This is a genomic window from Leptospira interrogans (genome assembly GCF_900156205.1).
Classification (GTDB): Bacteria; Spirochaetota; Leptospiria; order Leptospirales; family Leptospiraceae; genus Leptospira; species Leptospira interrogans.
The window spans coordinates 13,089-36,675 of sequence record NZ_FTNA01000023.1; the positions used below are offsets into that span (position 1 = coordinate 13,089).

The 23,587-nt window shown below is 34.4% G+C and carries 16 protein-coding genes and 3 pseudogenes; 1 reads left to right on the top strand and 18 read right to left on the bottom strand.

Features of this window, described 5'->3' with window-relative positions:
• Positions 1 to 46: 46 nt before the first annotated feature.
• The 9 genes and pseudogenes from BW942_RS21835 to BW942_RS16025 all read right to left on the bottom strand — a co-directional run bounded on the left by BW942_RS21835 (position 47) and on the right by BW942_RS16025 (position 10,642).
• A pseudogene (locus BW942_RS21835) lies at positions 47 to 392 on the bottom strand (nucleotidyltransferase domain-containing protein).
• A 33-nt stretch (positions 393 to 425) separates the two neighbouring features.
• On the bottom strand, positions 426 to 1,037 hold the full coding sequence (locus BW942_RS15985; RefSeq protein ID WP_000130714.1) for a hypothetical protein: 612 nt from the start codon (positions 1,035 to 1,037) through the stop codon (positions 426 to 428).
• 22 nt (positions 1,038 to 1,059) lie between these two features.
• Positions 1,060 to 1,165, bottom strand: a pseudogene (locus BW942_RS15990) (HEPN domain-containing protein); the annotation flags it as partial.
• 2 nt (positions 1,166 to 1,167) lie between these two features.
• Positions 1,168 to 2,448, bottom strand: a complete 1,281-nt coding sequence (locus tag BW942_RS15995) for a citrate/2-methylcitrate synthase (RefSeq protein WP_001288561.1) — start codon at positions 2,446 to 2,448, stop codon at positions 1,168 to 1,170.
• A 1,338-nt stretch (positions 2,449 to 3,786) separates the two neighbouring features.
• A complete protein-coding gene (locus BW942_RS16005) occupies positions 3,787 to 5,385 on the bottom strand; it encodes a glycosyltransferase family protein (RefSeq protein ID WP_001014594.1) in 1,599 nt (532 codons plus the stop codon).
• Entirely contained in the window at positions 5,360 to 6,904 is a 1,545-nt protein-coding gene (locus BW942_RS16010) for a spiro-SPASM protein (protein WP_000671644.1), read from the bottom strand. The genes BW942_RS16005 and BW942_RS16010 overlap by 26 nt, the downstream gene beginning before the upstream one ends.
• A gap of 49 nt (positions 6,905 to 6,953) precedes the next feature.
• On the bottom strand, positions 6,954 to 7,988 hold the full coding sequence (locus BW942_RS16015; RefSeq protein WP_001083687.1) for a putative peptidyl-prolyl cis-trans isomerase: 1,035 nt from the start codon (positions 7,986 to 7,988) through the stop codon (positions 6,954 to 6,956).
• 149 nt (positions 7,989 to 8,137) lie between these two features.
• Positions 8,138 to 10,216 carry a methyl-accepting chemotaxis protein gene (locus BW942_RS16020; protein WP_000027600.1) on the bottom strand — a complete coding sequence of 693 codons (2,079 nt, stop codon included), beginning with the start codon at positions 10,214 to 10,216 and terminating at the stop codon, positions 8,138 to 8,140.
• A 237-nt stretch (positions 10,217 to 10,453) separates the two neighbouring features.
• Positions 10,454 to 10,642: a hypothetical protein gene (locus BW942_RS16025; RefSeq protein ID WP_002074435.1), complete on the bottom strand. Its 189-nt coding sequence runs from the start codon at positions 10,640 to 10,642 to the stop codon at positions 10,454 to 10,456.
• A gap of 100 nt (positions 10,643 to 10,742) precedes the next feature.
• Here BW942_RS16025 and BW942_RS16030 point away from each other — a divergent pair, with 100 nt between their 5' ends.
• A complete protein-coding gene (locus tag BW942_RS16030; RefSeq protein WP_000058776.1) occupies positions 10,743 to 11,153 on the top strand; it encodes a hypothetical protein in 411 nt (136 codons plus the stop codon).
• Between the two features lie 893 nt (positions 11,154 to 12,046).
• Here the strand turns inward: BW942_RS16030 and BW942_RS16035 are convergent.
• The 9 genes and pseudogenes from BW942_RS16035 to BW942_RS16080 all read right to left on the bottom strand — a co-directional run bounded on the left by BW942_RS16035 (position 12,047) and on the right by BW942_RS16080 (position 23,539).
• Positions 12,047 to 12,253, bottom strand: a complete 207-nt coding sequence (locus BW942_RS16035) for a hypothetical protein (RefSeq protein WP_000818103.1) — start codon at positions 12,251 to 12,253, stop codon at positions 12,047 to 12,049.
• 231 nt (positions 12,254 to 12,484) lie between these two features.
• Complete coding sequence (gene cas2, locus BW942_RS16040) at positions 12,485 to 12,757, bottom strand: CRISPR-associated endonuclease Cas2 (protein ID WP_000469997.1); 273 nt, start codon at positions 12,755 to 12,757, stop codon at positions 12,485 to 12,487.
• Positions 12,758 to 12,760: 3 nt separating this feature from the next.
• Positions 12,761 to 13,792: a type I-C CRISPR-associated endonuclease Cas1c gene (cas1c, locus tag BW942_RS16045; protein ID WP_155572259.1), complete on the bottom strand. Its 1,032-nt coding sequence runs from the start codon at positions 13,790 to 13,792 to the stop codon at positions 12,761 to 12,763.
• Entirely contained in the window at positions 13,779 to 14,207 is a 429-nt protein-coding gene (cas4, locus tag BW942_RS16050; protein ID WP_000491828.1) for a CRISPR-associated protein Cas4, read from the bottom strand. The genes cas1c and cas4 overlap by 14 nt, the downstream gene beginning before the upstream one ends.
• Positions 14,208 to 14,346: 139 nt before the next feature.
• Positions 14,347 to 15,267 carry a type I-C CRISPR-associated protein Cas7/Csd2 gene (gene cas7c, locus BW942_RS16055; protein ID WP_000070167.1) on the bottom strand — a complete coding sequence of 307 codons (921 nt, stop codon included), beginning with the start codon at positions 15,265 to 15,267 and terminating at the stop codon, positions 14,347 to 14,349.
• 2 nt (positions 15,268 to 15,269) lie between these two features.
• A complete protein-coding gene (cas8c, locus tag BW942_RS16060; RefSeq protein ID WP_000602904.1) occupies positions 15,270 to 16,985 on the bottom strand; it encodes a type I-C CRISPR-associated protein Cas8c/Csd1 in 1,716 nt (571 codons plus the stop codon).
• Positions 16,982 to 17,686 carry a type I-C CRISPR-associated protein Cas5c gene (gene cas5c, locus BW942_RS16065; protein WP_000448696.1) on the bottom strand — a complete coding sequence of 235 codons (705 nt, stop codon included), beginning with the start codon at positions 17,684 to 17,686 and terminating at the stop codon, positions 16,982 to 16,984. Before cas5c ends, cas8c begins: the two co-directional genes overlap by 4 nt.
• A pseudogene (gene cas3 / locus BW942_RS16070) lies at positions 17,686 to 19,923 on the bottom strand (CRISPR-associated helicase Cas3'). Before cas3 ends, cas5c begins: the two are co-directional and overlap by 1 nt.
• 2,398 nt (positions 19,924 to 22,321) lie before the next feature.
• A complete protein-coding gene (locus BW942_RS16080; protein WP_000181768.1) occupies positions 22,322 to 23,539 on the bottom strand; it encodes an aspartate kinase in 1,218 nt (405 codons plus the stop codon).
• Positions 23,540 to 23,587: the final 48 nt, after the last annotated feature.

Below are 23,587 nucleotides of genomic sequence, written 5' to 3' on the forward strand. Positions count from 1 at the left end.
TCTGAGTAAACATCGAGCCACGCGCAAAGCCATAAAACGAGTATATTCAAAAAATCTGAATCATCTCTGAAAAGACCGACTTCCAAAAACCGGCATATTGGCTTTGTTCACGGATTTTTTCCCATTCTTCTTCGTTGTAAATAAAAAGATTCAATTCGACTGGAAGAGAGAGAAGCTCCGAAAGGATTCGGGTCTATTTAGAAAAGGAATTTTCGTGTCGGCGATCAGAATTAGATCACATCGCTGTAGGCGTTTTGGGTATTTCGTGCAACGCTTCCAAAAAGATAGGCTTTGATCGTTTTATCTTGGATCAAAAATCGAATTTTCTTGATCAGTTCTTCCCGGCTCATTCCGCCAAGCGGATCTCGTTTTGGAAAAACAATGACGCTCATAAAAATTAAATCCTGATGATTAGTCTGTATTCCTTATCGGATATGATTTATAAGTTCTCGCCATAACTTTTTATATTGTACGTCTCTTGCTGAATCGAATTTTATACTCAGTGAAGTATATAGAACCTTGGAATTATCTAATTGAAAATTAAAAATAGTGAATTTGTCTTTATAAATAATTTGAATATTTTTTTTCTCTTCTTTAGTTCTAAGTTGATCTTTTGTTAGAATTATCCATTCTCCGAATTGAAATTCTTTATTATCCAAAGACAAAATATAGGAATAGAGTTTATTAAAGTTGGAAACAGTGATCTCGTAAATGTTTTCATCAATCCAAAGATATAAGTCTGGAGTTCTTCTTGCGTAAAAATATTCATCCTTGCACTGTTTTGAATCAATAGAAGACCGCGTTGATACTTTTAAAATGGCTTTTTCTTCATCTATTCCAAGATAGGTAACAACGTGAAGATCTGAACTTTTTTGGATCAAAGTCTGAAACTTTTCAGAACTGATTTCTTTTGGTTTATCACAATTGAAAAGTAGCACTGTGGAAAAAATTATAACCAGAGAAAAATAGGCTTTTTGAATTTTATTTGATTCATGTAAAATAAGTTTTTTGTAATGTTTATGAATCAAATCAGTCACATTCTTATTTCTGTTTCTAATAGACAAAACAAGTTTGGGCAAAAAAACCAGAGTGTAAAGACGCTTTTTGCCCATTCCAGATCACGTTCTGCTTGGGAGAGCCAATCTTTCCATCTCAGGTTTTGCATATTTATCTTTCCGAAAGTGGAATGTATTTTCTACCCATTTCTCCAGAATAAATTTGTTTTGGACGAGCCTTACTGTAATTTCCGGAAACTCTTTGTTCTCTCCAGTGCGCTAACCAGCCTGGAAGTTTTCCGATTACCTGCATAGCCGTAAAAAGTTCTTTTGGTATTCCAAGTGAATTAAAAATTACCGCGCTGTAGAACTCTAAATTCGGATACAAATTTTGATTGATATAATATTCATCATTTTGCATATATTCTTCGATTTTAAGAGCTACTTCTGCGATAGGTCCAATAGGATTTTTTTTGTAAAAATCGTGAAACAGTTTACTTGCAATGATTGCTCTTCTACTTTTTGCCTCGTATGCCTTATGCCCAAAACCGTTTCCAAATAACTTTTCCGAGTCTCCTTTGAATTTTTCAAAATATTCCGGCACCGATTTTCTGGATTTGAGAATGTCTTCTATCAATCCTACCGCCGCGACCTGACGACCACCTTCTCTAGAGCCCCAAAGCGCATTGATCGCAGAAGATATAGAAGCGAATAAGTTGGCTTGTGTAGAGCCAATTACTTGAACGGTTGTATTGGATACGTTTTGTTCATGATCCGCGTAAAGTATCCATAATTGATTTAAAATTCGATCTATGTCTTCGGTGGGAATATAATCCTTGGAAGGAATTGAAAATAACATATAAAGAAAATTTGTACAATAAGGATGTTTGTCCAAAGGATATACGAAGGGTTGGCCTACGATTTTTTTGTAAGAAAAGGCGGCGATAGTTCTAATCTTTGCGAGCAGTCTTGCGGAATGATCGATTCCTTTGTCCAAGGATTCTTCGTATTCTTCTGGATAATAACTGGAAAGAGAAGTTACCATCACGGACAGAACCGCTAGAGGATGACCTTTACCCGGAAATCCATCAAATAGATTGATCATATCTTCGTGAATCAATGAGTGTTTAGATAATTTCAGAGAAAAATCTTTAAGCTGCTGCTCCGTTGGAAGTTTGCCATAAATCAATAAGTAACTAGTTTCCACAAATGTAGAATGTTGTACTAAATCTGCGATGTCGTAACCACGATAGTTGAGTTCACCTGAATTCGGGTCTCTTCGGGAGATTCGACTAACAGCGTAGGCGGTGTTAAAAAAACCCGGATCGTAAGAAATTAGTCCGGTTTTTTGATGAAGTTCTCTAATATCGATTCCTTTTTTACCGTCCGTTCCGGAGATCAATGGAAACTGATAGGATTTTTCCCCAACTTTGATTTCAATGAATTCACTCATACCGATAAGGAACCTTATAGAATGATTCGCGTCAATTCTTCTAATTTTGGTAAAATCGATTTTGTGCGAGTATTCTGAGAATTGAACACGGAAAACTGAGATGGGTATGTTCTTTATGAATAAGGTTTAACTGAAGAAGTGGCTCTAAGATTGACGAAGTTAAGAGGGCTGTAGGGTTTTTCTTTGAAAAGAATTCAAGTATAAGTGTATTTTCAGAACGAGATGTATTTGCAAGTAGTTACTACCTTCAAATGCTTTTTACTGGTTTTACTATATATAGAAGTACTATGAGTTTAGAAGTAGAATTTTAGACATTCTATATGTAATAGTGAATATATATATAAAATTAACGTGTGTTATATGGTTATCAATTTGAATTTTTGGGCAATCTAGATGCTGTTCTATGGTATAATATTTTTTAAAGTTTGCCTAAAACTTCAGAATGTAGGAACTCGTACGAATTCCAATTATAAGAAGCGAATGTTTGAAATTTGTAATGTGACTTAATCTGTGGGAGCTACCATAAATCATCAATTTACAGTTAAACTTTATAAATTGTGGGAACTACTCGGAAATACAAAAAGAATCATCGTCCATCCGATTTTTGCACAAAATCTCTGTTTTGCGGCCACCATTAAAATTTAAATCCAATTTTAACTTGTGTTAGACGTAAGTTAAAATTTTTTAAAGGTAGTAGTTCCTACAATTTTAGAATTTATTCGTAAAATCATGACTTGTGAGAGTTCCCACGTCATTTTATAGACAAACCTAAGTTTTGTGGTAGTTCCCACGCTTGAATACGACAGATTCAATTGTTATAAACTTCTGTTTTATAAATTGTGGTAGTTCCCACATTTAAAGAATCAATCTATAAAATTCAGATCCCAACTTTTTTCAGAATCATGAGTTCCTTACGTCGAATTCACGTTAAAAATAAAGAGTTTGTCCCAAAACCGTCCAATGTGGGAACTAAAACGAAAATTTAACGACATTAGAACTGCTCGAAAGTTCGTAAATTGCCAAATGCAATCTAATCTGTGGAAACTACTACATTTTATTAAAAATTTCTAAAGAATGATGCCTAAGATTCTTTGAAGTTTTGGGACAAGTTCAAAGTATTTTTGAGATAGATTTTAATAACAAGTGAATAAACACAACTTACAAGAAGTGTTTTGTCGAGTAAGAAACGGTTTATTCAATTATTCAGAATTATAAAATAAAGTCCCCAGTATTTTGCGTTAAAACAGTGCTTTGTAATCAAAATTTATGGTACTTGATTTTATAGAAATCAATAATCTAGTTTAACATAATGTTGATTTACAGATTAATCAATTTCTTTCAATCGCTTAAATCGAACTCACTTAAAATCCGTTCGATTTCCTGAAGCAATTTGGGATAACCCTTACCGCTGACCGGTTGGGAACTGAATTGTAATTTTACCTCGTTCTCGAAAGATGTAGAGTTTAGATCACCTGCAAAAGGGATACCGTATTTTTTTTCACAAAGTAATGAAAGGGAAGAATGAACCGGGCTGATAGAATACGTACAAACTTTTTTATCTAAAAAGATTGCTTCGAACAAAGACTGACCAAAATAACTAACAAAACCTGAACAAGTAGCTAAAAGATTTTGAAATTTGAATTTAGAAACTCTAGGAATGAACTCGATTTGTTTAAACGTAGTGCTGGTTCCGCCTATACGAACGATTTTAGGAATGTTTTCCCTCAAACTCAAGGATTCTAAAAAAGAATCTAAACTGAACGTAGTATGATGATCTATATTTCCCGCATAACAAAGAATATACGAATTATCGATTTGTTTTCGATCTAAATTAAAAAGTCCCGGGGGGATCAGAATTTGATCTAAGGAAAAACGATCTTCTATATCAGAATGAGGAAGAAGGTCGTAGTGATGAAATTTTTTTCTATCCGAACCAAAATGGTCTAAAAGGAGTACCTTAGTTTTCGAATATTCTGGAATTGAAATGTCTCTGGAATCTACGATTAGCAGATCTAAATCTTCTTCTTTAGGAAATTCTCTTAACCAGAATGTTTCATAAGGAACCGTAGCTAATAATGCAAATAGAATTCTGGAACGTTCAAAATGACCACTTCCGAAATCTTTCGGATCACCTGCAAAAACTCCAATTCTAAATTTTTTAGTTCTCTGAGAGGGTAAAGTTTGGAAACGAATTTGTTCTACATTTTGATTTCCAGCAAAAACATTGGGATCTATTTCAAAAAGATTTATACATTCTCTAGCTCCAAAAATAGGATTTTGTTCGTTCAATATATTAAAAATATTTGAAGTAGTTTCAAAATCTTTAGGCTCGTCGATTGTAAGTCTAAGTTTTGGAAGGATTAACTTTTCTTTTTCCGACAGTAGGGAGGAAAGTTTTGTTATACGAAAACGATCCGAATTTTCCTTAATATGAAGACTAACGTGTTCTTTATGTCTTTCTTCTAAAGTATTAGGTGTCCATTCAAGAGCCTTTCTTGTAAAAATTTCTCCGCCCATTCCTAATGGAAGTCCAGAAACGTAAGAAAGATCCGATTCAAAAAATTGAAATGATTGTAAAAGTTGATCCAAATGAATTGTATCGTAAAAAGGATTATCCCCCGTTAGACGTAAAATTGAATCCGCGTTAAAAAAATGAGCCGCTTCTATGTATCTTCGTCTAACATCGAGTAAATCCCCTGCAAAAAAAAGATAGTTTCTTTGGTTTAAAAAGTAACGTAGTTCTTTGTCTTCTTTGGGAATGAGATAGACGATTTGTTCTTTTGGTAGAACGGTCAGAATTCTGTCATAAATTCTATCGACGAGAGTTTTTCCAGAACCGGAAGGAAATTCTAATAAGACCTTTTCAGGTAGTCTTGAAGAACCTGTTCTGGCTTGGATGAACGCGTAGACTTTATGCGTTGAACGTGTACCATTCATCACAGTTTATACAAGGAGCACCGGTAGTTTCGTGTTTAGAATTTAACGAATCTTTAAAGGCAGGAAGCCCTTTACGCCAAATATCTATTAGGGATTCCTTATGAAGATTTCCGAATGTTTTTTCGGGAACTTGTTTGCAAATGGATACGGACCCATCTGAGTTTACATATAAGTCACGATTGAGATGCCAACAAAATTCTCTCTGAATAGGGGTTAGATCTGTGACTCTTTTTTCAGGCATCAAACCCGCATATCGATTGTATTTTTGTAAAATTACTCCGTAACCTTGTTTTTCTGTTTCGTCCACCCAAGATTCCACTTCGTCTTCGGCTTCTTGAATTTTTAAAAATTGAAGATAAATTCTATTTTTAGGAAAAACTTTTTCGAGTTCTTTTATATTCGATAGAACTTTTTCGAGTTTATTTTTACCGTAGAGGGTTGCATATTTTTCTGGATTGCGGGTGGTTAGATTGATAATCCATGTGATTTTTTCCTTGTGTGCGAAATCAAGAATATTCAAAAAATCTAAAATTATATTTGGATCGGTATAAAACGCGGTTTCTATCATCAATTCCTGCATTAAATGGGATGACGACTTAAGTGCTGTAAGAATTAGTTCTTTAAAATTAGGGTGGAGAAGAGGTTCGCCTAGACCTCCGAAACAAACGGTATATTCATTGGAAAAAGATTCTTCTTGTTGTCTGAGTAGACTTTCTAGAAATTCCGGGCTTAAAAATTTTCCGTCTTGATCATTGGAATTAAATTGTCTAGGACAAAAACTGCAACTTAAATCGCATCCACGAAACACTTCTAACTCTAAATACGAAGGTCCGGTTCTAAATACTTCTGGATTTTTTTCGATCCAAGGATGAATTTCGGAGTAGCTCCATTCTTCTTTGGATTTTAAAAATCCCCTGACTAAATTTAAGGATCTTTTGTTTTTTAAAGAGAAATCTAATCTATATTGTCTTAGGTCGGGAGAATGATAAAAAATTTCTACATCATAGTGATTGATGTTTTTGAGTAGATAATCTTGAGCGCTCGTTTGAATCGATTCTGGAATTGCGTTTGTGAATTCTCTGGATAAAATTGTAGGAACGATACCAGGGGGCAAATTTTCGCTATAAGAATATTGGGAAAGATAACGATCGTGTCTTTGATAAAGTTCCAGACTTAAACTCTCGTCTAAACAGGGAAACAAACCGGTAAAATAAAAAAAGGAAGCGTCGTCCCAATCCGGATCTCCGGTTCTGGATTTTGGCAATTTTTCTGAAACTTTTTTAAGAAATTCGATCTCGGAAGAATATTTTAAAATTTGAATATTCAAAAAATCAAAATTGTTTGGTTGTATAGCAAATGGCCACGAGTTAAAAAAAACGGTAGATTTTGGAAGGACTTTGGAAAGTTTTTGAATAGAAAGTGAAAGTAGGTGATTTATTTCGTTTGAAGATAAGGATTTCAAAATAGATTCCGTTTTTGGACTTAAGAAAACGGCTGTGTGAGAAATCGGAAATTTCATAGTTTGAAATTAATATCGGTCGAAAACTCGGATCGTGTAATATTTAAAATCAATCTAAATGAAACGTCTCTTCTTTGAGAGGAATTTTGTTTTCTTTTCTATAAGCTTCATCAAAAATTTGGATTGGTATTTCGGCCCTGGATTCTTTTAACCATCTATGAAAAGTGTCTTCTTCTTTATCTCGATAGAGAATATTTTGAATTCCTCCTCTCAGGTTTTCCATGGGAGTAGGTCTTTTCCCTTCTATTTTTAAGATACAATACCTTTTTCTTTCGTCTCTAAATACTTCGGAAACTCCACCGTTTGGAAGAGGGGCTGCGATCGTTGCGGTGATCTTACTATATTTATAAAGATCAAAAGAGGAAATCCATTCTACCATTCCTCTTCTGGCTCTGAGTGCGGGATCGTTTCTGGGAGAACCTGCGATCAATGCAAAAGAGGAAGGATCGGCTAAAATCGATTTTCTGATTTCAGAAACCTCTTTGTAGAGTCTGTTTTCTTCTTGGATGGAATCATTTTCGGGAGCGATAGAAATGATTCTATATCGAATTTCAAATCCTACTTTATCTTTGTTTTGATTATACCAACTTCTAATTTCTTGTTCGTTGGGTGGAGGGACCGCAATTTTTAACTGAAGTAGTTGTCCTTTTTTGATTTGATACGGAAGTTCCGTAACCCAGAGTTCAAACGGCATTCCGGAAGAAGTTTCCATTGTTTTTTCAAATTGTTTACGGTTTGTGATTCCCATCACTTCCATTCTTTTTTCGATTTCGGAATCTACTCTTTGTTCGTTTACTTGGATCGATTCTTCTTCCGCGACTACGTCTACGATGGCTCGGTCTATGAGAAAATCTATGATTCTGGTTCTGAAAGATTTGCGGTAGTCTTCGTGTTTTAAGTGTTTTTGAAGTCTGTTGTATTTTTCCGTCGCGTCGTCTAAATCGAGTTCCGAAATGGAAACTGTTCCGACGGTTGCAATGACTCTGTTGAGTGATTCGGCCGCATGAGTCGATCTTAAAAAAAACAGAAATACAAACATTCCCGTAAGAAATCGATTTTTTAAGTCCGTTTGTTCCGAGTTCATATCAATCAGAATACCTATGATCAGTAAGATCTTAAGCAAGAAGCATTGGTTCAACCGTTTTTCGGGTTGTTTTAGTTTGTGTTAGTTCCCACATTTCTGAATTTTACAGTGAAATCTCGAATTTGTGTTAGTTCCCACAACTACCAATCTTAGTTGATTTTAAACTTACCGATCAATTTTCCTAGATTTTGAGCTTGTCCGTGCATATTTCCGGAGAATGAAGTAAGATCTTCTGCACCTGAAGCGATTTCTTGAGTACCGTCAGAAATGCTCATGATCGTTTTTGTAATTTCATCCGTGGCACGTCTTTGTTCTAGAACAGCTTCTTCAATTTGTAAACTGAAGGTCATAAGTTCATTAGCACTTTGTGCGATTTCTTTAGTATTTTCTTCCTGAGTTTTAACGGAAGTAAGAACGTTCTTAGCATAACGATCGAATTCTTCTACTTGTTCTCTAAGTTTTTTTAGAATGTTAAAAGCTTCTGCAACTTTAGTGTTTCCATTTAAAACGGCGGTATTAGTGGAATTCACCAGAGACCCAATTTCTTGAACACTTGTAGAAGTTTGAGAAGCGAGTTTTCCAATTTCTTCTGCGACAACAGCAAATCCTTTTCCGGCTTCACCAGCTCTAGCGGCTTCGATAGCGGCATTGAGAGCAAGTAGATTTGTTCTTTCCGAAATTTCAGTAATTATAGAAAGGATTTCAGTGATTCTGGAAGCGCTGTCTCCGATAGCCGCCATAGCGCTTGTAGAAGCGATCATAGCATTTTCTCCAGTGACACCTTGTTCTTTTGAAAGGGCTGCGAGCTCAACTAGATCTTGCATTTCTCTATTGATATTTACGATTTGTTCTTTTAGACGAATGACGTTACCATCGATTTCTTTCATACTCAATACAGCCTTTTCCATAGACTTTCCCACGTTTTGTGCGGAAGCGGCGAGTTCTTCGACAGCAGCAGAAGATTCTTCAGCAGCAGAAGCTTGAGTTTGAGCGACGTCAGAAAAGTTTCTAGATGAATCGGCCATTTTTTCTGAAGTATCTCTGAGAGTGTTTGCTGAACCCCCTATTTCTCTCAGAACTTTGAGAAGATTTTCCCTCATTTTATTCATGGAACTGAGAAGAGTTCCGATTTCGTCTTTTTTATCGTGAGAACTTTGAGCGATTAAATTTCCGTCTGCGATTTCTTCGGAAAAACTAACTGCTTTGAGAAGACCGGCGGTAATCAATTTTTGGAATATAACGTTTAGGCAAAGAATGACGGCGATTAATACCGCTAAGGTGTACGTAAAAGCTTTGAAAAGAATAGAAAGAATTGCTTCTTTATAGATAGAATTTGGAATACTTACTTGCATTACCCAATAGCGTTTGTCTTTACCAATATGAAACGGAAAGTAATAATGAGTGTATCCGTCGGAATCAGTAGTGAATTTTTCGCCTTCCTGACTTTTACTAAGGTAATATTCTAGTTCTTTTGCATCTGAAATTTTTTCACCGACCCGATTTGAATCAAAACCATTTACTGCATAAATTCCTTTAGGAGAAATCAGAGTTAGATAACCAAGATCTTGAAACGGTTTTTTAACGCCGATTCGTTGTTGAAGTTCTTCCAATTGATAGTCTAAACCGGCAACACCGTAAAACTGATCGTTTACATAAAGCGGAACCATAAGAGACATCATTAGAATTTTTACTTTCCCTTTGATTTCATAATAGTACGGATCCGTTGCGTAGTGAGATTTTGTTTTTTTAGGAACTTGGTACCAATCTCCTTCCGGACCTAAAGAATCGTAGTATTTAGCGGCTTCGAGAACGATTTCTTCCTTTGTTTGACCACGATGAAGATACGGAATAAATCTGCCTGTGGAATCATGTCCTAGAGTATTTTGAAATTCTAAGTCGTTTCCGTCCAAAGAATTTGGTTCGTAGGCGAGTCTGGCACCAAAGTAATGATCATTGACTTTTAAGATTTCTCTTAAAGCAGCAATGATTTGATTGCGGGGAGGGGCACTAAAGAGAAGAGGAAACCGAAAACCTCGTATGATACCCATACCAGTGTCTAAATAATCTTTCACTTCATAGGTCCAACGTTCGGCTGTAATTTCTGAACTATTGACAACTTCTTGTTCTAACTTTTTATATGCGGTGTAACAACTGATACTTGCAAGAATACCGAAACCTATGAATAACACGATGGAAAGATAGAGAGAAATGCGAAAACGAATGCTCATTGCGCCCCCCGGCTCGTTCTGATTCTAAGGTAACCAAAAGGATAATTAATAGAGGGTAGGACGAATTGCTCGAGCAAAATATTCCTAATTTATAAAAAAAATATCAAATTTCTATGACAAAAATTAAAAATCGTAGATTATAATTTCGTTTTGAATTTAAATATTTAACGCGAGTTCAACGAAAGGGGAATGTGCCTTAAGGAAGTTTAATTTCTGCATAGAAAGTAAAAGTGATAGTCAATTTTTAAGCAAATCCCGATTTAGGCGAAGAATTCTATATTCTTTATATATTGTTTCGTAATTACTTTGAAAAGGTATTTTCTTTTTTAGATTTGGTTCATACTTAAATCTAATAAAGAATCTGTTGTGTAAGAATTGGCTTGTATCTGGTTTTAATTTAGACTTTATGGAAAGTTTATATATCAAAAATACGTTCTAAAATGGAGTTTTAGATAAAACTAAAATATCTTGAAGCGGATTTTGATTTTTAGCAGTTATGGTTTATAAAAAGATATAAGGAAACTACATGTCTTTATCAGCGCGCAAGTTAATTTTACGTATCAATGGAGTGGCACTTATGGTCGCTTCTTTGGGCGGTTTTATTTCAATGGACGTTCTCGGAATTTTTTTCGGTATAGGTCCTGCAGCTTCTCTTTTAAAAGGACAGGAATTTATCGGAATTGGTGGTTTTGAAGCGCATGGTCTTGCTTTTATACTAGGGGTTTTACTTTTTAAAGCCGAAGCAAAACGTTCTTGGCATATTACCGCAGTGGCTATTCACAGTTTATTAGGAATTGCGAATATTCTTATGTGGGGAATTTTTATTTCCGTAAATAGTTTGCAAATGGGTTATATCACAACTGCTATGCATTGTATTTTCGTCTTACTTCAGTTAGTTGCAGTTTTTCAATCTTCCGAACAAGATAAATATGAATAATGACACATTTTCTTTTTTGAAAAAGTGTTTGAGAAAATTTCGAATTTATAGATTAAACTTTGGGTTAGAATGAAATTTTAGAGTGACGATCTCAGACCAATTGAAATCTCATTTCCTAATTTGGTGTACTACTCTTGGATGTGAATCTGAACACTCCGGAGATGAGGGCATCTTTTGAATTTTAATGGGTGGTGCGTTACGTGTTAAATTCAGTAAAATGCTTTCTATGAGTGTATTTTACTGATCTCTGACTAATTGAGTATCTAAATGTTTGTTATAAAATGTCTTTTTAAGTAAGTTCGATAAATCCAATGCGAAAACGATTTGAAACTCAGCAGAACACTCTCTATCATACAATCCCACAATGTTGTATCGTAAGATCAATCTGTTGGAATTACGACAAATCCTCCGTGAAACTTAGTTTCTACAACACGATCTGTCGAGCGCCAATAGAAGCGAGACACTGAGTTTGAGGAGAGTTGTGTTGAGTTTTTCCCTTTCATTTTTGGGTGGGGTTCGGAAAATTTTTCTCTATCAGAAAAACATACTTTTCGCAAGTAAAAAGTCTCATTCTTGTCGGAACACTTGAAAAATGTTCGTTTTTAATCCTTCTCATTAAAGTTTTTGAAAAATTAATTCTCTGTTAAATTGAAATAGACAATTAAAGCAATTTTGCTGATCTACATTATGCGATTTTCAACAACTCTATTCTAAAATTCTCTTCAACTTGTGGGTTGGTTATAACCTTTTTATGGATCGTGTTCTTAATTGAAACTAAAAACGAAATATCGTATTACGTTTCTTTCATGCAATTTATTGACTGGAGCTGAAATCGTGGTCTGGCAACACTGGATTCGTCCCATTTTCTTTTACTGAATTTACAGATTGAAGTGCTAAACCATTGGATTGAGTTGCTCTGTAGTATGAAAAGTTTTACGAATCACAAAAATTTTGTGAAAAAAAATAAATAGTTCTCCTTTTCGAAGAACTATTTTAAGGAAATTTCTTTTTACTTCCTTGATTTGTTTCAATCCACTTCTTCTCCAAAGAGAAGAAGAAACTCTAATGAGGTCGGTGAAATGATCGGCAAAACGTTTCAATCTACCTACTCTTTAAATAGAAAAAAGCCGCGAATAAAAAAGTTCGTAGCTTTATATTATAAAAGTAAAATATTTAGTTTTCTTAGTATATAAGATTACAAACCAATGGGAATTGTGCTTAACGAACGTTGGCTATCGCCAAACGGCGAATATACGTTTAAGTGCAAAAGCCCCGCAGTTTATTGGTAGAAGCAGAAATACAAAGGAATTTTGTTATAAAATGATGAGTTCTTAAAAATCAAGAATGTTAGAAACTCCGAATTGTTTGATTTTAGAAACGGAAATGGCGTCGAGAGAATAGATTCTAAGATTATCTGTTTTTGAATTTATAATTTTAGAAAGTTTTGCTTCGAATTGTAAATAATCGGCTGGTTCCAGTTGGCATTCAAAAACGGATTTTTGAACTCTTTGGCCATGGCTTTCGCAGGTTTTTGCGACTTTTCTAAGTCTTGCACGACCTTCTTGGGTAATCGTCTCTACGTCGTAACATACAATGATAAACATGCTTTATTTCCATATAAAAGGAATATAATATTTTAAATCACCCCGTAAGGTTCTGGCAAAAATTCTAGCTTGTAAATAAGGTAGTTCTCCAACGATGGATTTGATATTGAGCCAAGGATGGAATATTTCTTCTTTTTTCCTTTTTTGATAGGTCTTGATTAATTCTTTACGAGAATCGTCATTCATGAAAAAGACAGATCCTGGTTTTTCTAAAAAATCAGAGGCTTGAATTTGTTTACGGTTGATCAAAGTAAAAACCAATCGATCTATGAAGGGGCGGAATTCTCCCATCATATCCAAAGCTAATGAAGGTCTTCCTGGTCTTTCATCATGAAGAAAACCAATATAAGGGTCCAATCCTACCGCTTGACAAACTGCGATACAATCGTTTGTAAGTAAGGAATATAAAAAAGACAAAAGAGCATTTGTTCTACTTCGAGGTGGTCTTCTTGTTCTTTGGTGAAATTGAAAATCTTCTTTTTGTTGGATAATACAATAATCAAAAACGGAAAAATAAGTTTTAGCGGAATCACCTTCATACCCTCGTATACTTTCAATGGATTCAGCTTTTTCTAATAGAGAAATATTTTTTTCGATTTTTCCAATCGCTTCCTTAATATCTTGTTTTTCTAATTCATTTTTGGATTTTCTAGCGGTTCTAGATAAAACGCTTCTGCAATTTTGAAGTTTTCCAGCAACTATCGATCTTGCAATTTCCAATCTAAATTCTTCTATTTCAGATTTTTTGAATTGAGCTTTTCTGATCAAAACGTTACCGGAGTTGGAACCTTCCAGTCGTCCTTGAAATTTTCCACGTGCGGTCGGATAAGAAATAAAAATTCCTTTTTCTAAACACTTTTGTAATAGAGAAGGACTAATTCCGCAGATGCCAAATATAGTAATTCCTTCAAGATGATGAAAAGGAATTTTGAAAATAGTATCATCTCCCTTTTTGACTTTAAGAACATCCAGCTCATGATGAAGATATAAACCTTCTTGAGTGATATATAGAATGTTTTGTTTAATATCCGCCAGAGTCTTTTATCCTAAATAAGTATTCTTTAAAATTTAAATCTGAATATGAGCTGGGCATACATGTATCAAACAAACTGCAATTTTTACAAAGTGAACGATTCGAAACAGGAGGAGGAAGAATTTTATCTCTTAATATTTTTCTAATTTCCTCAATTGTTTGAATGGTAAGTGTTCTAAGTGAGTCGGAAAATTCTACATCGTGTCTCTTTTTAGATTGTATGTGATAGATCGCCCCAAATTGAATTTTTACGTCGAGCATTTCTTCGAGACAAATTGCAACGGCACAGAGTTGGGCTTCTTGATTTGTCCATTTTGATATGCGACCGTTTTTATAATCTATAGGGAAGGGAGGTTTTTCTTTTGGGAATTCAACAACTCTAATGTATAAAAACAGTTTTATTGATTTACTAAACATTCAGTTATAAATTTTGAAACAATTTTGCGTTTGGGTTAATGTTTTATTTTCTGATTTAAAATAAAGATTAATTTAGTTTATTGATATATTTAAATATAAAAATAAACTAAATTAATATAGTTTTTGCGAGCTCCTGTTTTTAGGAAACTTTTTTGATTAATTCCACTCCGGCTGGTAAATCCGATTCCTGGATTTTGACCGAATAATCGGAAAAATCTCTTGCAGGCGTTGAATTGTCTTTTTTAGATACGGAAATTAAGTTGAAAAGTTTATGTGCTGGTGCAACTCCTAACTTTGCTTGATTGGTGTTTTTTCCGTCTCCTACGTGTTTGAATACGTATAAACCTCTACAATTCATTTCTCCTCTTGCAGCGGATCGATCATGATCGAACATATTTTGTAAGGAAGACCAAAATAATTCTAAATCTTCTTCGGAAAAACCAGTGTCGTTTGCAAAATGAGCAGAGATAAAACCGTGAGCGCGATAAAGCCCGTAAGAAATTGTATGTTTACGGCCCATCGTTCTGTTATCTCCGTCCTGGTCTTCAGCTTCTTTTTTGGTTGCAACCGCCATTCTAGTGATACTATGTTCTAAATTGATAACAGGATCGATACTACGAGCGAATGTAAACTGAATGGGTCCTTTGACTACGCCGGCATTTACTTTCAGCGCCATTACAGCTCCAAAAGTACGCACGTCGTAAAAGTTTTTACACATCCATTCTCTCGCTTTGCCAACTTGGTCTCCTCCGGTTCTTTTTTCTTTTTCTTCTTTTTTGGAAGTTTCTAATTTGGCGCCGACTGCTACATATGCTTTTTCGTGAGTTTCAATTAAGACTGCTTTTTCCTTAATATAAATGTCGTTAGGTGGAGTTGCACTTTTTACGATAGTCACGTAGTTTCTTATTTTTCGTTTTAAAGAAACGTCTGTGATCAGGCCGTTTCCGGTTTCCGGATCTACTCTGGGTTGATTCCCAGCGTCAGGATCTCCGTTTGGATTTCCGTCTTTCACGTCAAATAAATAGACAAATTCGTACCGATTTTGAATTGGATTGCTCATTTTTATTCTCCTTGTGATAGTTCTTCTTTTTTCTTAAATAATTCGTTTCTTTGGTGATAATAGCCGACTGCAAATAACCCTTGTTCTTCGAGACTGAATGTGTTGGGGATTCTTCCCGATAAAGGAGCTAAAATTTCGCCTTTTAATTTTTCGAACCAAACACTTCCGGATTTAGAAGCGTGATGCATACTTAGGTTGAATAATACCGGAAATACAGTAGCAGGTCTTGAAGATGCAGAGGAAAAGTATCTGTCTCTGATAGTAGCATTGATTCCCGGATTTGCTCTTTCCTGTAATCTTTCCATTACGGCGAAAAGTCTTCCTAGTCGATAGGCTACGTTTATATTTTCTTCATCCATGGATGTCGTTAACTCCTTATAGTTTTTAAATTTTTCAAATCTTCCTTTACGATTGAGTATTGCTTTTAGTACGGAAACTCTTACAAAAGAAATTTCTTTCTCTGCCTTAAGTCGGATCAAAATAGAAGAAAGTAAGGTTCTTGGATATTCACTTCCGCTAATAATAGAAGTAACTAATTTACCACTTAATAATGGACTGACATTTTCCATTTTACCTTGAATGGCAGTGGAACTTAGGATTCGATTTAAACTGATAAAACCGGACTCAACATTATAAATCTCTAATTTAATATCCGTAAAATGTTGGTTTATATTTTTAGAAATTTCTCCGACTGTGGAAGGATACCAAAAACGAACGGAAATCCTGGCCGCGTTAGGTGCAAGACCTAAGATAAAAAATTTGGTTCCGTCGTTTAATAGATGTTGCAACTTTCCGGTAAAAGGAGAAACGAAATGTTCTTTGATCGTTTGATTACTGCGTGCTTCTTGTTCTCGTTTTGAGTCTTTTTTTTGGTCTTCATCTGATGGTTTTAATAAAGATAGGAATTCGTCTTCTAATTCATTTTTAGTTTCCGACCAAAACATCATGGTAGTATTTCCTATGAGTATTTTTTGGCGGCTATCTTTTGAGGTTAATGAACTGATCGAAGTTCCGTATGCAAAGTTTGCGTATTTGCTTGTAGGAGCATTGGAACCTTGTTTTTTTCCATAAGATTCAAAGGCGTCCAGATTGAACGAAACTAAATTGGCGCCGGAAGTATTAGCTCCGGTTAAACTAATTTTAGAATGGAGTCTTTCTATGGGATTCGTTTTTCCGCTAACTAAACAGATTCCTTTTTCTACTTCATCATCGGATGCGTTTTGGGAAATCGTTTGAACGATTGTTTTATCGGAACAGATGATTTCATTTTGTCCTTGTAGTTTAAAAGTGAGATAGTGTTTGTCCTCTTCGATTTCAGCCCAGAGAGGATCTTTTTTAAGTTCGGGCATTTTCAATTTAGAAAAGAAATTTAGAATGGATGTTAAAGATGAGGGCTCTTCGGATTTACTTTCTAAATCTTGAATTTTGCGGATAAAATCTTTTTGTTTTTCTTTTTTTTCTAAACCGAAAATATATTCAAAATTATCCCAGAGTAAGTTTGCTTCGATGCCTCTGGATCTTATGACTGCTTTTGGAATTGTATATGAGGAAGCCCGTTTCTTTTTTTCGTCTTGCCAAGTTGATATAAATCGAATGAAATTTCCTTCTTCATCAATTTCGATCAAATAAGGAATTTCTTTTGTTTCAAATCCTTCTCTCGCTATTTCCCTTTCTTCTAATTTTCGTTCATAATATTTTACTAATTCTTGTAGGATCATAGTCTCGCTCCATTGGTATTCAAATCTGGAATTACAATACTACCATTTTGGATTACTGCTCGAAAAAATTTTGGATTGGCGTCCTTATAACTTTTTGTATCAAAATTATAGTCTTCAAAATCAAGATCGTATAACATCCAACCTAAATCTTGTTGTTCTATCTTGATCGGTTTTTCGGTTTGATCGTTTAACGAGAAGTAGGCGGCAAATTCTCGACTACCAAAATAAGGTTGATGATGACATTGTCCTTTTTCGGCTCTTCGTTTAAACATCTCTTCAAATTTTGTAATACTGTCCCCATCTCTCGCTCTTTTGGTGAGTTTAAAACTAGCGTGTAAGATATAAGATACGTCTTTAAGAAACAGTCCCGCTCTTTGTTGTCTTTCTTCTTCGATATAAAGAGCTAAATTACCAGTTCCCGCTTCCATCGTTTGCATGATATTTTGAGGAGCAATTTTAGAACCTAATTCGTTTCTACGAATGGACTCCCAGAGGATCGGTTTTAGAATATCAATTTTATGGATGATCCAAAGAATTGCGGGTTTCCAAAGGATTGCGTCAAAAATGGCTCTAGCGGCGGAAGGAGTGATCACGTCGTAGGAGACTCTTTCTGCCTTCATTTCGGGTCTAGTAAAACACGCATTTTCTCCAGAGACTTTTAATTGAAATATTTGTGATTCCTTCATACTTTTTGTTTCCATTAAATGATTAAATCTTGATCATTCGGAGATTCTAATATTCCTAAATCATTATGATAATAAGAGTCGAAATTTAAAATTCCTATAATTCCTTCGATTTCGGAGATGATTCCCTCGGATAGAAGTTTGTTGTATAGATTTGTTTTGAGATTTACGGTATAACGTTGTGATTTTCGAATTAGCTTATAGTCTACAAAGTTATTTTGTACGACTGAGTTTTGTAATTGAACGATTAGATCTTTACCTTCTTTGTAAGGCACAATGACTGGTCTAGAGTCTTTGTCGATTAGTTTGAAATTTTTATTAATCGTTTCGAATTGAAAGCTTCTTTTATCTTTTTCTATTTCTTCTTTATCTAATCCTTTATCTTGTTTTAACCAAAATAAAGTGTTAAAGTATTGTTTTAAAGTATCTGGATGGATTAATTCTTCAAAGTTTTTTATACAATCTTCACTTGCTTGTTTGGTTTGTAAAAGATGTCCGGAAGGAGGATCTTGTTGTGGATGAAATAAAAATACTTCTCCTAGTTTTTCTTGTCCGTTTTCATCAACTAATTTACCCTCACGGTTACATCTTCCGACGGTTTGGGCAATACTATCGAGTCCGGCAACGGCTCTAAAAACGATCGGAAAATCAATATCAACTCCCGCTTCTATCAATTGAGTGCTGACTAAATAAACCGATTCTCCATTGCTAAGATGACTTTTTACTTTTTTAAGAATATCTCTGCGATGTTCTGCACAAAGGTTTGTAGTTAGATAATATTTATTTCCGGTCAGTTGATTGAAAATCCCACTAGAGTCACTTTTACGATTTACGATCGTTAAAACCTGATCATAATTTGAAATTTTTGTCGCAATTTCTATAAAACTTAACTTTCTCTCTTCCGGTTTATGAATGATTACTCGTTTTAGTTCTTGAAAAAGTTTTTCCGGTTCCGGTGCCAATTCTATGGCTTTGTTAATTCCATCAAAATTGAGGTCAATGGATTTTATAGAAGACAATGTGGGTTGGGTGGCAGTACATAAGATTATTGTTACATTATAAAATTCTACTATTTCTTTCAGGGTTTTTACGATTGGTTGTAAAAATTGGGGAGGAATCATCTAAGCTTCATCCAATATGATTACGCTATTTATAATATTATGAAGTTTTCTGACTTTTGTAGTTTTAGAAGAAAATAAACTTTCAAATAACTGAACATTTGTGGTTACAATTAAAGGATGATCCCAGTTTTCGGTTAAAAGTCTATTTATAGAATTTTCTTTTTCCTTGGAAATGTCTATACCCGAATGATGTTCTAAAACGGAATCTTCCCCCAATATTTTTTTAAATACGTCTGTAGTTTGTTCTATGATACTTAAATAAGGAACGCCGTAGATCACTCGATCCATTTTGTTTGTAATACAATGTTTTAAAGCAAACGATAAAGAAGTTAACGTTTTGCCTCCTCCGGTAGGAACGGTTAAAGTATAAAATCCGGGTTTTAGATTTGTTTTTGATTGAACTTCTTCTAAGATTCTTTTTCTGATTGAATTTACTTTTGTAGTATCTGCTTGTTTTTGTATGTTTTTCAGGTGTTTGTCTAATTTGATATTTAAATCTTGTAGGATTATAGTTTTTGAATATCTTTCCTTGAATTTGGCTGGATCCATAAATCTTTCTGTGTCTAGTCTGTCCGCGTCGATTAAGGCGGAGAATAACATTCGAATCAATAGGGAATGATCTTTAAAACTTTTACCGAGTTGTTTTAAATCGATTCCGTCTAATATTTCTTGAGGGATGTGTGGAGTGGTTTCGGATAACGCCAAAATTTCTCTTTCTTCGTTTAGCTGAATATCTACGTCGATCCCAAAATTTTTTAGACCGGAGTGATGACAAAGCATTGGCAAACATATTAATTTTTTAATAATATCGCTTTGTTTAAATTTGTTGAAACAGTGAATTGCTCCGCTGACTGAGTGTTTTACTGACTTTGCAGTTTTTCCTTCTAGATGGGCTTCTTCTCCAATGTGTCCCGAACGGATTCGAATTCTTTCTTGAAATTCTAATTTAAATTTTCCTAAATCATGCCAAAGACCTATTAGATAACCAAAAGTTCCTGCTCCAAATTTTTCACAGAATTTTTCTGTAAGCTCTGCTACCGAATAGAGGTGATCGTCTAGGAGATGTTCAACGAAATTACCGTCATCTTTACGAAGAATGTGTCCTATAAAAATGGATTGTTTATTTCTTTTCATTCCTAGTTTTGGAGAATGGTTAAAAATGTTATATAGAATTTCGGAAAGAAGTTGAAATTTTTTTTAAATAAAATGATTTTTTTAAAATAAAAATTTTAAAAAATAAAAGGGGATTTATATTTTTACAAATTTTGTATATTCGGAAAGTATGAATTTATAAATTATTGATGAAGTAGGAATTTTAGATTTTAAGTCGTTTCTGAAATGAATTTTTATAATGTCTGTAAGTGGTAATTTTATGTGAAAATTTGTTTGGAGAGTGATTCTTTAAGGATTTTATTAACAAATTAGAAGTAGGACGGATGTAAGTTAAAATTTGTTTGAAAGAACAATTTATCTATTTATTAAAAATAAATAATATTGAAATATAAAAAAATACTCTAATATTCCTTTTTAAGGAAATTATTTTATCAAATTATCAATTGATTTGTTTTTGCTTCCCAGTAGCTTTGCAAAACTCAGAAAATGATTATTCTAAAATGAAATTTCAATTCGGAAACATCATTTTGGAAATATTTTAGAGTGATTTTAGAGCCCGAGAAACTAAGAAAATTTTTTTAAAAGTATGAGTTCCTACATTCATTTATGGAAATGATTGATCCTAGTTTTTAAAGTGTAAAAACAGTGGAGTTCCTACATTTCAAAATTTTACCGTAAAATGCAAATTTGTGAGAGTTCCCACATTTATTTTTTATGGAAAATCAGATTTTTGTAAAACAAATCTCCTACGCCAAAATTCATCTTAAATTGCTATGAAAATAGCACCGAAAACGAGCGGTGAATTATTACGAAAGTGCAAAAACTCTTATAAATTATGTCTATTCCGTAGTCTATGTTTTTAAGGAAAATCCTACATTTAATTTTTATTAATGGTCGCAAAGTAAAATGATTTACTTCAAAATTTATAATATCCTGGATCGGATTCGTAGTAAGATTGCCTCTTTTAGATTTTATATGAATGCAAATTTGGTCATGACTCACTTTCTGAAAAAAGTTGAAATCTGAATTTTATAGATTAATTCCTAAAATGTGGGAACTACCACAAATCACGGTTTTACAAGCAAATTCTAAAATTATAGAAAACTCATACTTTCAGAAAATCACTTCTTAGCTAAACTTACGTTTTTCAAACTCAGGTTTAATTTACCTTCGTTTCAAGGAAAGAAAAGAACTCGTAAATCTAAAACGTCTTTGTGAAACGATTCTGGTTTCAATCCACTCTCTCCTTTCAAAGAAAGGAAAGAACGCGGCTTAATAGGTTGAAAAATTATGTATATAAAAAGCATTATCGGGCTTTTTAGACATAGTAATTGCGAATCTATTTGTGCCATACTCAACAAACGCTAAGCAAATCGGTTCAATCACCAAACAGCGAGTCAATACAAGAGCGCGAAAGGTCCGTGATTTATCGGGAGAAACAGGTTCGCAGAAAGCGTTTTCATCATAAATAATCGGCCTTTTCAAATCCATAATATAGATTAAGAAAAGAGTAAATTAGGAATTTTATGACTATCTAAAGAGACGTAATCTGTGGGAACTAGCACGTTTCGTATTTTATCAAATTGGAAATTAAGTTTATTATTAAATCTTAATGTTTTAAAATTATTATTTTTTAATTTAAAACAAACGTTTTAAAGTCTGTTTTAAATTTTCACATAAAAGATAAGAGGTGAAATCGATTTTATAAAAGTTTCTACTTAAGGACTGCATAATAAAATACCCAATAGTTTGCGCATCAATCATACGAGTTCAGTGTAAGAAAACATGGGCGAATCCGGCGTTGCCAGGCTGCACTTTTAGATCCAGTCAATCAATTGTATAAAAGAAACATTATGCAATATATCATTTTGAGTTACAATTTAGAACATGATCTGTCGAGCGCCCATAGAAGCGAGACGCTGAGTTACTTCGAGCGCCCATAGAAGCGAGACGCTGAGTTACCCTTCAATGACTTTTGTATTGGATTCTATTGAACTACAAGAGAGTTGTTGAAAAATTCCATAGCAACAATTAAGAAAACGCTTCAATCGACCGTTTCCATACAACGAAAACCCATAGAGAATTAATTTTTCAACAATTCTAAGATACTTTGTAATAAATATTTAGGTATTTAATTTTATAGAGGTAAGTAAGGATAGTTTGTGACGGTACTATTCGCCTTTCAAAAAAATCATAATCGTTTATAAAACTTTTTGAATGCATTTTTTGAGAAAATTGAAATCGGTTTAAAAAAGAAAAGGAATAAAGGTAGTCAAAAATTTATTAACTACTCGAATTTTTATAAGGTAGTGAGCAAAAACAAAGTTTAAAAAATTCCTAAACAAATCAGGATCTATATAGGAACCACCATTTACGTAGTAAATTTGTAAAGTGACGTTTGAAGATTTTGAAACAGACTTTAAGAAGAAAGACCAAATACGTCGTGAATTTTATTAACTGCGATTTTAGCCTGACTTTCTGCAATTACACAAGAGATTTTGATTTCTGAAGTAGAAATCATTTCTATGTTGATTCCGTTGTCGGCAAGTGCTTTGAACATTCCCGCTGCAACACCTACGTGCGATTTCATACCTACTCCGACCGCAGAAACGATCGCGATATTTTCGTTGATCTCTGGTTCCTTTGCGTTATGCGACTTTGAAAATCCTTCAAGAATCGGTTTTGCTTCGTGAACATCTTTTTTAGGAATTGTAAAGGAAATCGTATTAATGCCGTTATGCGGAGAAGATTGGACGATCATATCTACAAGAATATGTTTAGAGCTTAGTTCGCCAAAAAGTCCTGCGGCTAAACCAGGTTTATCTGGAACTCCTGCGATTGTAATTCTTGCTTGATCGTTTTTAGCAGTAACGCCGCTCACTTTTAATTTTTCCATAATCTTATCCTCGCTCACTACAAGCGTTCCTATATTATCGTTGAAACTAGAACGAACATGAATGACCACGTCGTAATTCATCCCAAGTTCCACACTTCTGGAATGGAGAACACCCGCTCCTAAACTCGCCAGTTCGAGCATTTCTTCGTAAGTAATTTGTTTATGTTTTTTAGCGCTGGGAACAACTCTTGGATCGGCGGTGTAAACTCCATCTACGTCCGTATAAATCTCACATTCTTTTGCACCTAAAATGGCAGCGACTGCGACAGCAGAAGTGTCGGAACCACCTCTTCCTAAAGTTGTGATATTTTCTTCCGCGTCTATTCCCTGAAAACCAGCAATGATAACCACCTTACCTTCGTTCAACGCAGAATCGATTCTGGATCGATCGATCATTTTGATCTTTGCATTGGAGAAATTTCCGTCCGTAAGAAGTTTGATCTGAGAACCTGTAAAAGAAGTGGCCGGAACTCCGATTTCCCAAAGAGCCATAGCGAGGAGTGCAGTGGAAATCTGTTCGCCCGTAGAAAGTAACATGTCCATTTCACGTTTAGGCGGATTAGAAGAAATTTTCGCTGCGAGGTCAACGAGTTCGTCTGTGGTATGTCCCATTGCGGAAACTATAACCGCCACTTGTTGACCTTTATCATGATAGGATTTGATTCTTTTTGCAACGTTCTGGATTCTTTCCGGAGTACCCACGGAAGTTCCGCCGTATTTTTGAACGATTATATTTGTCATAACCTTATGGCAGTCATGATTTTCATAACTAGTAGAGGATCAAGAGAA

What these genes read in the sequence shown, in the direction of transcription:
- BW942_RS16080 (WP_000181768.1), bottom strand. Translation starts at nt 23,539, where the DNA reads ATGACAAATATAATCGTTCAAAAATACGGCGGAACTTCCGTGGGTACT.
- cas2 (WP_000469997.1), bottom strand. Translation starts at nt 12,757, where the DNA reads ATGTTTATCATTGTATGTTACGACGTAGAGACGATTACCCAAGAAGGT.
- BW942_RS16005 (WP_001014594.1), bottom strand. Translation starts at nt 5,385, where the DNA reads ATGAATGGTACACGTTCAACGCATAAAGTCTACGCGTTCATCCAAGCC.
- BW942_RS15995 (WP_001288561.1), bottom strand. Translation starts at nt 2,448, where the DNA reads ATGAGTGAATTCATTGAAATCAAAGTTGGGGAAAAATCCTATCAGTTT.
- BW942_RS16030 (WP_000058776.1), top strand. Translation starts at nt 10,743, where the DNA reads ATGTCTTTATCAGCGCGCAAGTTAATTTTACGTATCAATGGAGTGGCA.
- cas7c (WP_000070167.1), bottom strand. Translation starts at nt 15,267, where the DNA reads ATGAGCAATCCAATTCAAAATCGGTACGAATTTGTCTATTTATTTGAC.
- BW942_RS16010 (WP_000671644.1), bottom strand. Translation starts at nt 6,904, where the DNA reads ATGAAATTTCCGATTTCTCACACAGCCGTTTTCTTAAGTCCAAAAACG.
- BW942_RS16020 (WP_000027600.1), bottom strand. Translation starts at nt 10,216, where the DNA reads ATGAGCATTCGTTTTCGCATTTCTCTCTATCTTTCCATCGTGTTATTC.
- BW942_RS16015 (WP_001083687.1), bottom strand. Translation starts at nt 7,988, where the DNA reads ATGAACTCGGAACAAACGGACTTAAAAAATCGATTTCTTACGGGAATG.
- cas5c (WP_000448696.1), bottom strand. Translation starts at nt 17,686, where the DNA reads ATGGAAACAAAAAGTATGAAGGAATCACAAATATTTCAATTAAAAGTC.
- cas8c (WP_000602904.1), bottom strand. Translation starts at nt 16,985, where the DNA reads ATGATCCTACAAGAATTAGTAAAATATTATGAACGAAAATTAGAAGAA.
- cas4 (WP_000491828.1), bottom strand. Translation starts at nt 14,207, where the DNA reads ATGTTTAGTAAATCAATAAAACTGTTTTTATACATTAGAGTTGTTGAA.